The 13,691-nt window shown below is 52.8% G+C and carries 12 protein-coding genes; 6 read left to right on the forward strand and 6 right to left on the reverse strand.

The genetic code is table 11. The features are described from left to right. Positions 1–70: 70 nt before the first annotated feature. The 3 genes from PYRFU_RS06540 to PYRFU_RS06550 all read left to right on the forward strand — a co-directional run bounded on the left by PYRFU_RS06540 (position 71) and on the right by PYRFU_RS06550 (position 3,793). On the forward strand, positions 71–1,321 hold the full coding sequence (locus PYRFU_RS06540; protein WP_167827880.1) for a M1 family metallopeptidase: 1,251 nt from the start codon (positions 71–73) through the stop codon (positions 1,319–1,321). Positions 1,322–1,532: 211 nt separating this feature from the next. Continuing rightward, positions 1,533–2,264: a helix-turn-helix domain-containing protein gene (locus tag PYRFU_RS06545; protein ID WP_048191793.1), complete on the forward strand. Its 732-nt coding sequence runs from the start codon at positions 1,533–1,535 to the stop codon at positions 2,262–2,264. Between the two features lie 149 nt (positions 2,265–2,413). Next, positions 2,414–3,793 carry a hypothetical protein gene (locus tag PYRFU_RS06550; protein ID WP_167827881.1) on the forward strand — a complete coding sequence of 460 codons (1,380 nt, stop codon included), beginning with the start codon at positions 2,414–2,416 and terminating at the stop codon, positions 3,791–3,793. A gap of 138 nt (positions 3,794–3,931) precedes the next feature. Here PYRFU_RS06550 and PYRFU_RS06555 read toward each other — a convergent pair whose 3' ends face one another. Beyond that, positions 3,932–4,207: a ferritin family protein gene (locus PYRFU_RS06555; protein ID WP_014026873.1), complete on the reverse strand. Its 276-nt coding sequence runs from the start codon at positions 4,205–4,207 to the stop codon at positions 3,932–3,934. Between the two features lie 299 nt (positions 4,208–4,506). Between PYRFU_RS06555 and PYRFU_RS06560 the strand changes: the two genes are divergently transcribed. After that, on the forward strand, positions 4,507–6,168 hold the full coding sequence (locus tag PYRFU_RS06560) for a multiheme c-type cytochrome (RefSeq protein ID WP_014026874.1): 1,662 nt from the start codon (positions 4,507–4,509) through the stop codon (positions 6,166–6,168). Between the two features lie 285 nt (positions 6,169–6,453). Beyond that, a complete protein-coding gene (locus PYRFU_RS06570) occupies positions 6,454–7,536 on the forward strand; it encodes a zinc metalloprotease HtpX (RefSeq protein ID WP_052296960.1) in 1,083 nt (360 codons plus the stop codon). Positions 7,537–7,702: 166 nt separating this feature from the next. On the opposite strand, the gene PYRFU_RS06575 is transcribed toward PYRFU_RS06570, so the two are convergent. The 3 genes from PYRFU_RS06575 to PYRFU_RS06585 form a co-directional block, all read right to left on the reverse strand. Next, on the reverse strand, positions 7,703–8,284 hold the full coding sequence (locus tag PYRFU_RS06575; RefSeq protein ID WP_014026876.1) for a PaREP1 family protein: 582 nt from the start codon (positions 8,282–8,284) through the stop codon (positions 7,703–7,705). Positions 8,285–8,562: 278 nt separating this feature from the next. Then, complete coding sequence (locus PYRFU_RS06580) at positions 8,563–9,369, reverse strand: BtpA/SgcQ family protein (protein WP_014026877.1); 807 nt, start codon at positions 9,367–9,369, stop codon at positions 8,563–8,565. A 152-nt stretch (positions 9,370–9,521) separates the two neighbouring features. Next, positions 9,522–10,289 carry an adenosylcobinamide-GDP ribazoletransferase gene (locus PYRFU_RS06585; protein ID WP_244403920.1) on the reverse strand — a complete coding sequence of 256 codons (768 nt, stop codon included), beginning with the start codon at positions 10,287–10,289 and terminating at the stop codon, positions 9,522–9,524. Between the two features lie 408 nt (positions 10,290–10,697). On the opposite strand from PYRFU_RS06585, the gene PYRFU_RS06590 reads away from it, so the two are divergent. After that, complete coding sequence (locus PYRFU_RS06590; RefSeq protein ID WP_167827882.1) at positions 10,698–12,023, forward strand: hypothetical protein; 1,326 nt, start codon at positions 10,698–10,700, stop codon at positions 12,021–12,023. Positions 12,024–12,096: 73 nt separating this feature from the next. Here the strand turns inward: PYRFU_RS06590 and PYRFU_RS06595 are convergent, their stop codons facing one another. Together PYRFU_RS06595 and PYRFU_RS10030 are read right to left on the reverse strand one after the other, a co-directional pair. After that, positions 12,097–13,155: a pyridoxal phosphate-dependent aminotransferase gene (locus PYRFU_RS06595; protein WP_014026880.1), complete on the reverse strand. Its 1,059-nt coding sequence runs from the start codon at positions 13,153–13,155 to the stop codon at positions 12,097–12,099. Then, a complete protein-coding gene (locus tag PYRFU_RS10030) occupies positions 13,119–13,688 on the reverse strand; it encodes an NTP transferase domain-containing protein (RefSeq protein WP_167827883.1) in 570 nt (189 codons plus the stop codon). Before PYRFU_RS10030 ends, PYRFU_RS06595 begins: the two co-directional genes overlap by 37 nt. Between the last annotated feature and the right edge of the window lie 3 nt (positions 13,689–13,691).

A 13,691-nucleotide genomic window follows, 5' to 3' on the forward strand; every position in this document is an offset into this window, starting at 1 on the left:
CTCCCCTCGACTAATCGCCACGTCGTTATACTATGTGCTTGACAGCGTGTGCCCAAAAGTGATAGATGTTTTGAAGAGCGCGAAAAACGGCTTACTGGAGCTTGTGATGACAGCACCCAAAGACTATGTTGTAAGGAGCGCGCTAGACTGGCGGGGTTACGGGGCACCCGGCGGGCCATACCTACTACCGGTCACCCTTTTCAAGAGGTACTACATGTATGACGGCATTGTGGTCGCCTATACTAGGGTCTACGAGACGATCGACAATCCGTCGTTGAACCTGAGTATAGTTCTGCCGAGAGGGTTTAACACTGCACAGCTTGATGCTGTTGTCGAGACTGTAACCGCAGTTAGAAACGGGCTGAGCAGGTGGCTTGGCCCCAGTCCTAGGAGCCCCGTTGTAATCGTGATCGCTTCGCCAGAGGAGAGTGACTACATGCCTCCCGGTACCGCGCATAGTACAGGAGCCATGCTCTACATAAAACCTGACATTGATGTCGACCTGGCTGGTCTAATCCATGCTGTTGCGCATGAATCTGCTCATGGTTGGTTCAACTTTGGGCTATTGTACGGCGACTTTGGGTTCCAAGAGGGTCTTGCAGAGTTCCTTGCGTTGAACGCGCTCCGTGTATATGCGCCAAGGTTGTTCGGGATAGCAGAACGCTATGTGTTATTCTCGTTGAAGAGCGACGATAGGTACGCGACGTGGCTCAAGGTTCATGCTGCCATATGGTACTCTGTGATATACGCGTGCAACGAGAGTTTATACACAGATCTCTTACGTGGTTTGTTCCGCCAGGCTCTCGCGGAGAACGGCAAGTACGTTACATTGTTCGATTTGATTAACTCCCTTGTGGCACACGCACCACAATATTGTAGACAGAGGCTCAGGTCTCTGTTAGGCCCTACTCTACTATCCGCTGCCGAGGGTAGTAGCAGCTGGCCGTTCGTGAACACTACTGTGATAGAGGATGCCCTTAGGCTGCTCAACAGTCCAGTTTCTTCAAACTTCACCGTTAACGGGACGTGTAGAGGACAGCCGCTAGAGGAGCCACCAGCGAGGATTAGCCATACACGCACAGGTGTCAATGAAATGCCACGCGAAAAAGTTACCCTCAACAGCACCTCAACCGAGAAGAGCGTTACACACGCCCCACAATCGCCTACTCGCACACAGAACGTTGAGAGGGGCGGACCAGCTGGCAGTTTCTCATTAGAGCCTAGCAGTTCTCTTTACGGGCAAATACCATATCTCGCGCTACTAGCTTTTATAGCGGTGTTTAGCATTTTTGCGTTTCGTGCGAGAATAAACCGTGAATGATTATCTATAGGGAAACCTATGTATCCAGCTTAAAGAGAAGAGTGCGGAGCGGGGCAAGGCTGAAATGTCGTACACTACTTCTAAGCCACTGGTAGCATATTACGTTTGTAAGTTTAGGTGTCCCCTTTTCACGCTCACCCGCGAGGCATACACCTTAGCAATGAATACTCCGTTCTCCGAGGATGCCTGTTTTAATGGCGCGTTCTCCAGTTTGGCTATTCGCATCCTCAGGGTTAACATATCCGTGAACGATGGGTTCACAGAAATCTGGGCGAGAGTTAGTGGCAAAAAGCAGTTTGTCGAGAGCTATGTAAAGGCGCTTACAAAGGCTAAGGGCATTTACTTTCAACTGATATATGCTAACAGCTTTGGAAGGATATTGCGCATTCTAGTGCCGAGAGAGTATTGTAAGAATTGCATCGCTAGCCTGGGAGGCGACAACGGGTGGTGCTGCTGTCCTCTACTCTCTGCCCCAGTAGGGTCAATGGCCAAGACGACAATCATAACTCCCTGCGGCGCGGTATACGAGCTTGTGGTGTCGAAGAGAAGTGTGCTAGAGAAGCTCGAGAAAACATGTTGGGACTGCGAGCTCATACTAACACATGCTGTCGACGAGTACGACTATATGCTGACTGAGAAGCAGGAAAGGATTCTCATCGAAGCCTATTTGCGCGGCTATTTCAGCTTCCCCCGCAAGATTAGCATGAAGGACCTTGCTAAGGAGCTTGGCATGAGCGTCTCGTCGCTAGCCGAACTCCTTAGGAAGGCTGAGGCTAAGGTGGTTGAAGCGTTTGTTAGACACGAGCTGCCGCATTATCTAGTCGAGCATATAATCAGGAGAGGATCTGAGACTAGCGACATTGTAGGTAAACACGCTAGGCGCACACCCAAGGATACTCACAAAGCCGTTGAAGAGGATCGGGCTATACTGGTCAGGAAGTAAACACGGCCTCGATTTTTCGAAAAAAGCTCTATATATCCGCACTAACACTGCCCTTGCTGTCTTGATTACGCGTGTAGTACCTGTGTTGTAGTGCATGTTGTTCCCGATTAAACTGCCGCGCTGGTTCTGTGTGGCTCTGGGCGTTGATTGTGACGAGGGGCCGCATAGTCAAGATTCACGTTATTGTTGCATACACATTGGTCGCCCTGGTGTTGCTATGGGGTGTCTTGCTCTCCCCGCCATTTAGAGAGCTTCGTGTAGCGCTTGGGTTTCCTGCTGAGTTGCCCGGCTCGAGGTTTAACGGATGGGCTGCTGAGATTATAGCAAGTGATATAGAAGATGCGAGTTTTTACCTTGCAAGGGTTTCTCACTATTATCACGTTGTGTTTGCCGCTCTACTCTACGCGTCTCTAGTTCTCAGCGCCGGTGTACTCGGGGACCGCATACCTCTGAACACGCTGACCTTGGCTCTAGTCGGTGCTTTGATGACGGCGGTTGGTGGTATTGGTTACGCGTATTTTGCCAGGTTGTTCTATCTTCACGGTTTATTCATAGCTGGGCTCGCGTTTCTCTTCGCGGCTGGCGTGCTTGTCGCACAGAGTCTCTGGAAACCGCGAAGTGAGATTGAGATCGGGTTGTTTGCTTCTGTACTCTTGTTGCTTATTGGCGGTGTCGTGGGCGGGTATGTTGGAAGTAGCTACATGGACGATAGCCTCGCAGATGCGTTTGTGAAGGCGAAGATAGCATCCAGGTTCGATCCGGATCTTGGCGAGCACGTGGAAGTTTGGAGAGCCATGACGGGCCACGCGCATGCAATGGTTACACTTGTTCTCACCGGCTCTATGCTCGTTGGGTTTGCAGCTACCGGGCCGCGGTGGGCTAGGCCGAGATTGGCGAAGCTCAGCCTCTGGGCCGTAACGCTCTCCCTGGCTGCGACTGCTGTAGGCTCCTATCTTGTCTGGCCTTTAGGCGGCATCGCACACAAGATAATCACACCATCTAGTCTGGTGCTGCTCATTGCCAGTCTTCTAGCGGCTTTTGCTCTTAGAGCGCCCCCGCCGATGACCGCTGATGGCGCATTGGTACACGGGTTACGTGTAGGTCTGGTCTCAATGTGGCCTCTTGTGGTGGTGCCAGGGGCTATCGTCGCTGTTAGCCTACACAAGCCCGTCTTCTTTGACCCGCCTATGCGTGACCCCTCCCGCGACTGGGCCGAGCTAGCCTACAGTATCGGCCATTGGCATATACTACTAGCAGCATGGGGTGTTACACTGCTAATCACTCTGCTAGCTAGCATAGGTAGGAGTAGGCTAGCCGTACTGTCAGCATGGCTGGCTGTAGTTGGCTTCCTGGTGGCTAGCGCAGGGGTAAACCTCTACGCTCTCACAGCGCCGCCGGGGGCCTATAGCCCCAACCCTTACGATAATCTCTGGGTTCGTCTCCTCATAGAGCCGGGATTGACAATCATGGCCTTGGCAGCGATACTTGGGTATGTCGAGGCTCTACGCTGGGCACTCAACAAGCAATGAGCTTCTACACCACTACCTGACAACAAGCACGTACAACTGGAGCTATATGAGGTGTAGCGAGTTGACCTGGCTTTACTCTCGTGCATCACATACTACGTACGAGTGGAGAAAATAGAGGGGTCGCGGTTCCGTCCCTTTCTACTCTCCTAGTATCTCCTTTACCTCCTGCCTGCCCCTTTCCAGTTCCCTAGCCTGCTCCGGATCCACCTGTAGGAGGAGATGTAGGAACTCGCCAACGTGCGTTTTCTCCTCACGCGCTATATCCAGGAAGACTCTCCTTATACCCTCATCCTCTATCTGGGACGCCAATTCTTCATAGAGGTTTATTGCCTCAAGCTCCGCAATTATGGCGGTTCTCAATGCCTGCGCAACCGTCATTTTATGCTCATGCTGCTCGACTTGTTTCTGAGTCAAGGCGTTCCCCTCGACCTCCTAACTAGTCCGCCTTGCAAAGCTATAGCTCTTTCCTTCGCCATTCGGGCTACATCAAAGCCTAAATTCCCGTCTATTACTCGAAGCCCTTCTACTTCCAACTTGTTCGGCTACACGAGACGACGTTACCACATACCATGTTTCAAATCCCATGGTTAGAATTCCTAACTTATACTCTCTAGTAGGAGTATGAGCCGGTTAATGGTCTTTGCTTTATGGTTAAATGAGAATAAGCATTAAATCTGCCTACTAACGGTCTTCGTTCACAGGTGTTGAAGGGTATGGAAGCAAGGCAAATTCTCGTGTTTGCTATTGTCGCGGTAATCGTTGCCGCCGCAGCATACTTCGCTGGCTATAGCGCTGCCCCGACAAAGACAGTGACATCCACGGTGGAGTCGGTAGCTACTTTGACAGTGACGAAAACGCAAATGCTTACAGAGACTTACTCGGAGATCCGCACGGTGACAGTGACTACAACACATACGGTTGTAAAGCGAGTCGGCTTCATGCCAAAACAGATAAACGTCCAGGAGGAGGTCAAGAAGATTATGAATAAGCTATCGCCGCAGAGCAGGGCGTGCGTAAACTGCCACATGAGATACACTCCCGGCATAGTCGCCGACTGGCTGATGAGCAAGCACGCGCGTGTAACGCCAGCCGAGGCCTGGAAGAAGCCGGAGCTTCAGCGTGAGATATCCGCCCTACCACCGGAGAACATGAGGGATTACATCGTCGGCTGTTACGAGTGCCACGGCCTAAACCCGGACAAGCACCCAGATACCTTCGAGCACTTTGGCTTTAAGATCCACACTATAGTGACGCCGCCGGATTGCGCCGTCTGTCACCCCGTGGAGGTCGAGGAGTACGGCAGGAGCGTGAAGGCACACGCTCACAACAACCTGGTGAAGAACCCGGTGTACATGCTGCTCGTCAACGCCTCAACACAGATAAACATGTTTGGCATCAAGGCGGGCTACCATCTGGCTGTTGAGAGCGCCTGCTTCGCCTGCCACGGTGCGAAGGTAGAGTTCGTCGGCCTGAAGGAGATCCAGGTGGGCAATCTCAAGCTAAAGGTGCCAGTCTACAAGGGCTGGCCGAACCACGGTGTGGGCAGAGTAAACCCGGATGGCAGCGAGGGCTCTTGTACAGCATGCCACCCGAGACACGCCTTTAGCATCGAGGTTGCACGCAGCCCATACACCTGCTCCCAGTGCCACCTAGACCCAGACGTCCCAGCCTTCGACGTCTGGAAGGAGAGCAAGCACGGCAACATATTCCTAGCACAGTGGAAGACTTACAACATGACTGCTGTGCCATGGGTGCCTGGCAGAGACTTCCGCGCGCCATCCTGCGCGGTCTGCCACTTCTCGCTACTAGTCGATAAGAATGGCAACGTGATAGCTCCCAGGACGCACGACGTAGGCTCAAGGATATGGATTAGGCTCTTCGGCGTCTATGCGCACCCGCAGCCGAAGATTGGCGAGACGTGGAAGATTAAGAACAAGGATGGTCTGCCGCTCCCATACTCGCTGCTGGACGCCGAGCCAGCCTGGGACTATGTGATCAGCAAGGAGGAGATGGCGAAGAGACGCGAGCAGATGATAAAGATTTGTAGTGCGTGCCACTCGGAGAACTACGCTAGAGAGAGGATAGCGTGGTTCGAGGGCGTTGTCAACGAGACTAACAAGGCGATACTGGCGTCCACCCAGCTACTCGTAGAGGCATGGAAGAAGGGTGTCGCCAAGGGCCTGCTGACCGGCGACAACCCGTTCGACGAGTACATCGAGAGACTGTGGATAGAGACTTGGCTATTCTACGCTAACAGCATCAGATATGGCGCCGCGATGAACGGCCCAGACTGGACGACGTTCAAGAGAGGCTGGTACCAGCTAACCAGGACGCTCGGCGAGATGCAGATGCTAATAGAGCTGCACGGAAAGTAAGCAAATCATTTCGCGATACTCCCCACGCCCGCGTTCTTTTTCCCCCTTTCTACAGCTTGCCTTGCAAGCTTCTCCCTTTTCGACGAGGTATGCACCATACCCGCGGCATAACCTTGCATGATTGGTTGTACCCGCGTTTCTAGCCCTGGAAGCCGGGCTAGCGTGGTGCTAGCTTCAGCCTGCCTCACCACGTCTTTCGTCAACGTAGTTTCGCATTACGATAGTTTCTTGTATCCCTCGTCGCTTCCTATAACCCCCCTTGTACTTGTCGTACTGGGTGGGGTTGTGGTGCTCTGGGTGGTTGGATACTGGCTGGAGATGCTAGTGCTAGGGTTGGTACTAGGGCTTGTCGTCGGCCTCGCTGCCAACTCTAGCGTCGTGCGCGGCTTGCTACGCAACCCGAGAAGTCTAGGAGAGCTTAGACTGATGATGATAGTGATCGCTGTTGCAACCGTCCTTGTTGGCGTTGGTCTCGTTGGCCTTGTCGCCGAGTATCTAGGGCTTGGTGTTACACCGGCGTTACTGGCTGCAGGTGTAGCCGTGTTTATGCTGCTTCAGTGGCTATTCTCGCCCGTCATAATCAACGCGATTTATGGAGTGCATGAAGCAGGGCCAGAGCTAGAATGGCTGCGCGTGGAGGTCGAAAGGCTGGCTAGAGAGTCGGGGCTACGTTCCCCGCCGAAGCTAGTAGTTGCCGACATGGATGCGCCTAACGCTTTCGCCTATGGCAGCCCCCTCTTCGGTAACTACGTTGCTGTGACTAGAGGCCTGCTTCATCTACTACCGCGAGAGGAGATTATCGCGGTCATAGGGCATGAGATAGGCCACCTTAAGCACCGTGACGTGGTGGCGATACTCGCGCTGGCAACAATACCGGCAATCGTCTACTTCATGGGCCGCGCCCTGCTACACTACGCGTGGTGGGCCGGCGGTAGTCGCGACGAGAGAGCAAGCCCAGCTACACTGTTTGCTGTCGGCGCGGCGCTAGTGGCGCTAGGCTTCCTTCTACACTTGGTAGTACAGCACTTCTCGAGGCTACGCGAGTACTACGCGGATGCCCACTCCGCGCTTGTCACGGGCGCCCCGAGGCTGCTACAGAGGGCATTGGCGCGTCTATACGCAGCGTATCACTCTGTGCCACGCTACCGCGACGAGATAAGCGCCAAGGGCTTCACAACCTACCTCTTCATAGTCTCGGGGCTGCTTGAGCCCCTATACACCCCATGGAGTGGCGACATTGACACTCTGGTAGAGGAGTTGAAGAGGACAGAGCCAAGTGTATTAGAGGAGCTATTCTCGACGCACCCGCCAATACCGAAGCGTCTAAGGTTCCTGGATGCCCTGGCAGAGAGGCTATCAAGCTTGTAAGAGTAGCATCTGTTGGTCACCCGCTTGAATAGCACAAATTCTAAACGATTTTTGACGGTGCCTCGCCAGCTGTCTATGCTTTTTAATTAAGACTATAATACTAGCCTTGCTCATACCGCAGCTGATCTTTTGAAAAGCCTTCGAGTTGAAAACTAGGATATGACGTTCATTGTTTTATTTCGCCCTGAAGGCTTTCCCTTAGCTCTCGTTTGAGCATCTCCAGTTCACGTTCGTGTTCGTCGCTCCATGCTAGTCTTGCTTTGAGTTGTTCAACGCGCCTTATAATCTCTGATGCAAGAGCTATGATGTCGTAGGCGGCTTCTTCCCTACTACGGTATTTGGAAAGAGCTAGGTCGGGATCGGGACCATGATTCTGATAGTCGTGAAGATTTAGTGCTTTATCTGTCCAGGCGGAGATCGACGTATGGCCTATCTTTTCAAGCAGCTGTGATAGTACTTTGAGCCTTGTTGTGGGTAAGCGTGGCACAGCTCTCTCACTTAACCACTTCCGTTCCTCCTCGCTCTTCACTCTCCTCATCAGCTTGTCTAGCTCGAGTCTTAGCAAAGCTGCAAGCAGTGCCCTCCACGCTTGGAACACTTTTCCGGCAGCGTTTCTCGTCAACCCCTCGTTAAGGAACTTTAATGCAAGCCTGGCCTCTGCAAGAGCTTCAAGAATACGGGCTGAGGCATACGCTTCGCTCGTAGGTTTCGGCAGAGGGGCTTCCAGCAGAGTATACTCTTTGCCCAATGCCTAACCCACACTACCAATGGACACAAAACGTCAATAATAGCTTGTTTCAAGGTGAGGAAGACTAGGGTTGAAGCTACGCTCAGGGCTGTTATAACCGTCAGGAAGATGATAAAGTACACCAACGTGTCTATCAGCTACGCGTAGCGGGCTGCAAACCTCCCAGAGGCTCAGTTCCTCACCGTGCATCACTCCCTGGGCGCGTTTTCACATGCAACCGATCTCTCCATACACCTGAACCGCTAGAACACACCCATGCCCTCTTATAATCAAGTGTTTTAGCCTTGCCTTAGCCTCTCCACTATCCTCATGAGCCTCTCTACTCTCTGGGGGTCAACGGGGTTGGTTGTAACCCCGTCTTTCTTGAAGTAGGAGCCCACGATGAAACCATCCACGAGCCTCCAGTATAGTCTTATGTTGTCGGGCGTGACTCCACTCCCGAGTAATAGCTTAGCGTGTGGCACGGCCTCGCGGATAACCGCTACGTAGCCCGGCTCGGGGGCCTCACCCGTCCTGGCTCCTGTTACCACCAGTGCATCTGGCTTGCAGCGATGCAGTACCTCTCGTGCTGCGAGCCTAGGGTTGTAGCCTTCACCTAGGGGGAGACTGTGCTTTACGTCGATATCTGCTAGCACTAGCCCCTTCCACCCGAGCAGACGCCGTTTCAGCTCGACTTCTCTTGCAACCGGCTCGAGTATACCCTCGGGGGCGACCCGCGCCTCACAAAGAGCGTTAACGCGTATGAATGCCGCGCCAGAGGCGTATGCTACTGCTACGGCCTCTGGGCCCGAGTTACGCAGTAGGCTAACACCCACGGGTATCGAGACGCTCCTTACAACCTCTCGAACGACCACCGTCATCGCTGCTATGGTCTCGGGCTCACGCACCCTGACAGCAAAAGGCGCGTCACCGTAATTCTCTACTATCACCGCGTCGACACCGCCCTCTTCGAGAGCCTTCGCGTCGGATACCGCACGTTCGATTACATCCTCCAGGTTGCCGCTGAATCGAGGCGACCCTGGTAACGGAGGAAGATGCACCACGCCTATCACAGGCTTACCCTCGATTGCGAGTAGCTCGCGCAAACCACTACACCTTCCGTGCAGTCTATCGCAACTCAACCAGCTTAGACTATTTCACGGGTACCAGCCGAGGCGCAGGAAGCCGTCTCATCTCGCAACAAACCCACGAGGCTTAATGTCGAGCTGCGTAGCGTCTTAACCAACTGTCATGCCTCCTAAGGCGGCAGTCCGATGTGCGGCCTCAACCCTAAGGGCGCGCTTACCGCTATGGCTGCTGCTAGCAACGCAACTGCTCTTACGGTCTCGTACGTGAATCCTGCCGTGTCCCCAGTTGAGAATCCTACGCGCTTCTCTACATCCCTCCTCACGAACTCGCCGGTGACAATCCCCGTCACGACAGCCGTAGCGGTTGCCAGTGGGTCAAGGAGCGCTGCTAACGCTATACACGCTATCGTTACGATCATCGCTCTTGTTATGCTCTTTGGCGCGGCTTCTTGCAGTGCCCTAGCCATGCCTGCGTATGGCTCCGGCCTCGTGAAGGCAAGTAGATACACCATTGTGTAGCACGCAACGGTATACGATGATATCATCGCAGCTAGTATTGTCTCTAGCCGCGCCGATGCTATTGTAGAGGCGGAGGCGTATACCAGGATAGAGTGTATCGCGAGGGCAGCTGCGGCTAGCGAGCCCCTCCTCGGATCTTTCATCACTCTTACTGCCTCTAGCCCCCTCCTACCAGAGGCAATAGCATCAACATAGTCCGCAAAACCGTCCAGGTGGAGACCACCCGTAACCAGCAAGTGCAACACAAGGTATACTGCTGCTGCAATGCCCGGATTGCCTAGCAGGAGGATAAACGCCAGACTAACAATCAAAGCCTCGATCAACCCCACGAGCGGCACAAGATGCAGGCATCTTGCTACCTCATCAAGACTCGCGTAGCCTACGGGAAGCCGCGTCAAGAGTGCTAGAAGAGTACGCATACACGCCAAGAGCCTACATCACCTGCTACAAGGGGCGTAAGCGAAAAGCCCCGATTACATGCCACTCATCTTAACCATTTACACACTTCCATAACGTCTCTAGCCACGGGATTTCAGCAACATTTGACGAGACGCATATCACAAGATCATGTTTTGAACACTATACATTTGTTTATCAGATTTAAGCACGCAGCCGTCAAAAGATTATCTGAACTGTACTAACCAACTAGCATTTAACATCTAGATCGGAAGTGATAAAAACTAAATCCGGGAATAAGGGGCATGAAAAAATCTGCACAATCACCTTCCTTACACAATACCAATAAAAGTGGTAACAAGGTTATCTTAGCGTTTGTATTAGCAATTGTAGCATTATTCGTCATAACAATCTTAATGCCCCGATTTAGTGTGGACGTCACCAGGCACCGTGCATACCTCGAGGTTACACCGCTGGTGCGTAAATCCGGTATCCACGTGTATATATCCCTCGATGCAGCTAGGTACATCAACATTACAAGCCTGGAAGAGCTTGGACTTAATGTTACAATTTTCGATGTTAACACGTTTCCTAAGCTAGAGCAAAAGAGCATTCTCATAGTAAACGTTACTGACTTCTCACACAACCCTGCTGCAATACTATCACAACTCATTGATTCATCACGTAACACATCACACCTTGTGATTGTCGTGCTGAATCCTAATAGGGATGAAGTGCTTTCAAAGAAAGCAATGCAAGTAATGCTTAAGTATTATGGTTACAGGCACACTAGGCCGTTGTTGATACTCGAGCCGCCAAAGGATAGTGGCAAGAGTCACCGCGCATTAGAGGTTAAACGTAGCGTGTTTACAGCACAGGCGCTAGTGTTTTCTATAAACCCCATAGGCATGGTTGTTGTTTACGATATTACTGATTTTGAGCAGACGCTGCTACTTGTAGTCAAGTGGGCAAGGCTGATAAACATCAAAGATGCGGAGGGCAACGCTACGTTCAGCGGTATCTTTGGTTCTCCGTCTATGCTCAGTATCGAGAACTTTAAGCACGTTGGTTATGTTGGGTGGATAACAAGTAACTTCATTGGCTCGGATTGCGGCGAGATAACAGGGTACATGGCCGTAAAGGTTGACTACTATTATGCTAATAGGAGTACATCCATTGGCGTGTATCATGCTTGGCTTGCACATATAGAGCACTCGGCTAAAGGCTACCAAACACTGTGTTGTAATCCATGGCCTTTCTGCTTCACATATAACCACTATCCGAAGGTCTTTGTCTCGAAAACCGATTGGAACACCGACATGTGGCCTGGGCAGGTGCTAGACGATCACCAGCCGAAGAACGCCGGCACGGCGAAAACAGTGACGTACACAATAGCGTGGCAACTGGATCTAGAGCTAGGCGGAGAAGCCAAAGCTGTGGTTTCATACACTGCTCTTGCCGTCTCAACAACATCCGTCAGTCCATACTACGAGTGGTACGATATTTCCGATCCGCCTCTAGGCGTTGCAGCTGCAAAACACTACTTGAAAGTACCGAGTACCGTTGACGAGTCTAAGTTGAGCGGTGTGCTGTTCACTGTAGAGTCGTCTTCCATAGGCTTCCTCGACCCGAACAGGGATGGCGGCTTTCTGCCGATGATCGTCTCTCACGAGTTTGAGACGACGCTAAACACCGGTGATAAAGCGAGTATATCATTCAGCGTCGAGCTATGGCCTGATACCATCGTGGAGGGGTAGTAGTTTCCTGGCGCAACGCCCGGTTTGACCTGCCCCACGCGTTTCCCATTGTTGACTCGCTTTGCCTGGTTATTCACCGCTCAATGACTTCGTAGAACGCGTCTATGAGTTTCTTGTTTTCTTCTGGGAGTTTCACTGCTATCCTTGAGTGGTAGGGTGTTAGGAAGGGGTAGCTTGACGCATCCCTAACATAGACTCCGTGCGCCACAAGCTTTTCTTGTATTGCCGGGTGGGGCTTCGGGTGTCTTACTAGCAGGAGTGGTGCGCTAGACTCGTATACCAGGAGGCCGAGCTTTGTGAGCCCAGCTGTTAATTGCTGCAGCCCTTTCTCGACTACACGTTGGGCGTTGCTAAGGTATGCTCTGGCTTCTTCAGCATAGGCTGTTAAGAACTTCTCGAACACGTGTGCTGCTAGACTGTTGACGTTCCAGGCTTGCCGCGCAGCCTCAAGCTTGTACAACACACGCTTGTTAGTCGTGTACGCATAGCCTATACGGAGGCCGTGGACCGCGAAGCTCTTTGTGAGGCTCTTGACGAGTATTAGCCGTTCGTCACCTATTCTCGTCGCGCTCTCGCAGCCCGGGGAGATATCGATGAATGACTCGTCAATCACTAGCATCGCGTCGTCCGGGAGTTCTTCGAGGAGTTTCTCGATGTGTGCGGATGGTGTACAGTAGCCGGTAGGGTTGTTGGGGTTCGATAGTATCACGAGTGAGCCTCTCAGGATACGCTGTGGCACCGAGAGTATATCGTCGGGTTCTAGCCTGTACCTGTTGCCCTCCTCTCTCATAGCGATCCTTAGGAGCGGTGTTCTTGCCGCCAGTGTGTGTAGGTGATGGTCGCCGAAGTTAGGCTCTGCTACTACGACTGCCCTTGGTTTGAGGGCTAGTATGGCTAGCGAGAGGGCCTCGGCTGCACCGTTGAACACTATTATCCTATTCACGTCTAGCCCGTAGAAGCTCGCTAGTGACTCGCGGAGCCTGGTGTAGTTGTAGTCGGGGTATGTCGCGTACACCTTCTCTCTAACAGCCTCCTCTAGTAGCTTGTGTAGCGCCGGGTGCGGGCCTAGCGGGTTTCCAGGCACACTGAAGTCGATTACTCCTGGCGGCGGCCGCCCGCCATGGAATCGCATACCTTCTCGACCTCCATGAGGTCACGCGGCTCGTCTACGTCAAGCACGCATGTTAGCTGCATGTTTGTCCAGGTGCCGTCCTCGCCGCTTAGGAATAGTGAGAAGCCCGTGGGCTCGCCCCGTGCAACGAAAGTGACGATATCGCTATTCGCATTGAGTGCTTGTGCTACGGCGTTAGCCAGGCACGCCGGGTCCACGATTGCGTCGCTGGGCGCCACTAGTAGGGGCCTGTTTCTCACAAGCCGGAGGCATAACCTGAGATCCTCAACATACCCCGAACCCGGCGTGTAGACACACTCTACGTTCGGATTGACACAGTAGCCTTGCACCGCGTTAAGGGTGTACCCGCTCACTGCGATAACCACGGAACGGCATAGACCTTGCAGGGCGTGCAGCACGTGCTCGATGAGCGTCTTGCCACAGACTCTCAGCGTGGGCTTCACTACCCCGCCTAGTCTCGAGCCCCTACCCCCAGCCATTACTAGGCACACAAGGCGGATTGCTCCATGCTCGTCTCTAGCCACGCCACTCACTAC

Origin of the sequence: Pyrolobus fumarii 1A (genome assembly GCF_000223395.1) — an archaeon.
GTDB classification, from domain to species: domain Archaea; phylum Thermoproteota; class Thermoprotei_A; order Sulfolobales; family Pyrodictiaceae; genus Pyrolobus; species Pyrolobus fumarii.

Excerpts from the sequence above, each read along its gene's own strand:
- PYRFU_RS06585 (WP_244403920.1), bottom strand. The coding sequence starts at position 10,289 with ATGCGTACTCTTCTAGCACTCTTGACGCGGCTTCCCGTAGGCTACGCG.
- PYRFU_RS06560 (WP_014026874.1), top strand. The coding sequence starts at position 4,507 with ATGGAAGCAAGGCAAATTCTCGTGTTTGCTATTGTCGCGGTAATCGTT.
- PYRFU_RS06595 (WP_014026880.1), bottom strand. The coding sequence starts at position 13,155 with ATGCGATTCCATGGCGGGCGGCCGCCGCCAGGAGTAATCGACTTCAGT.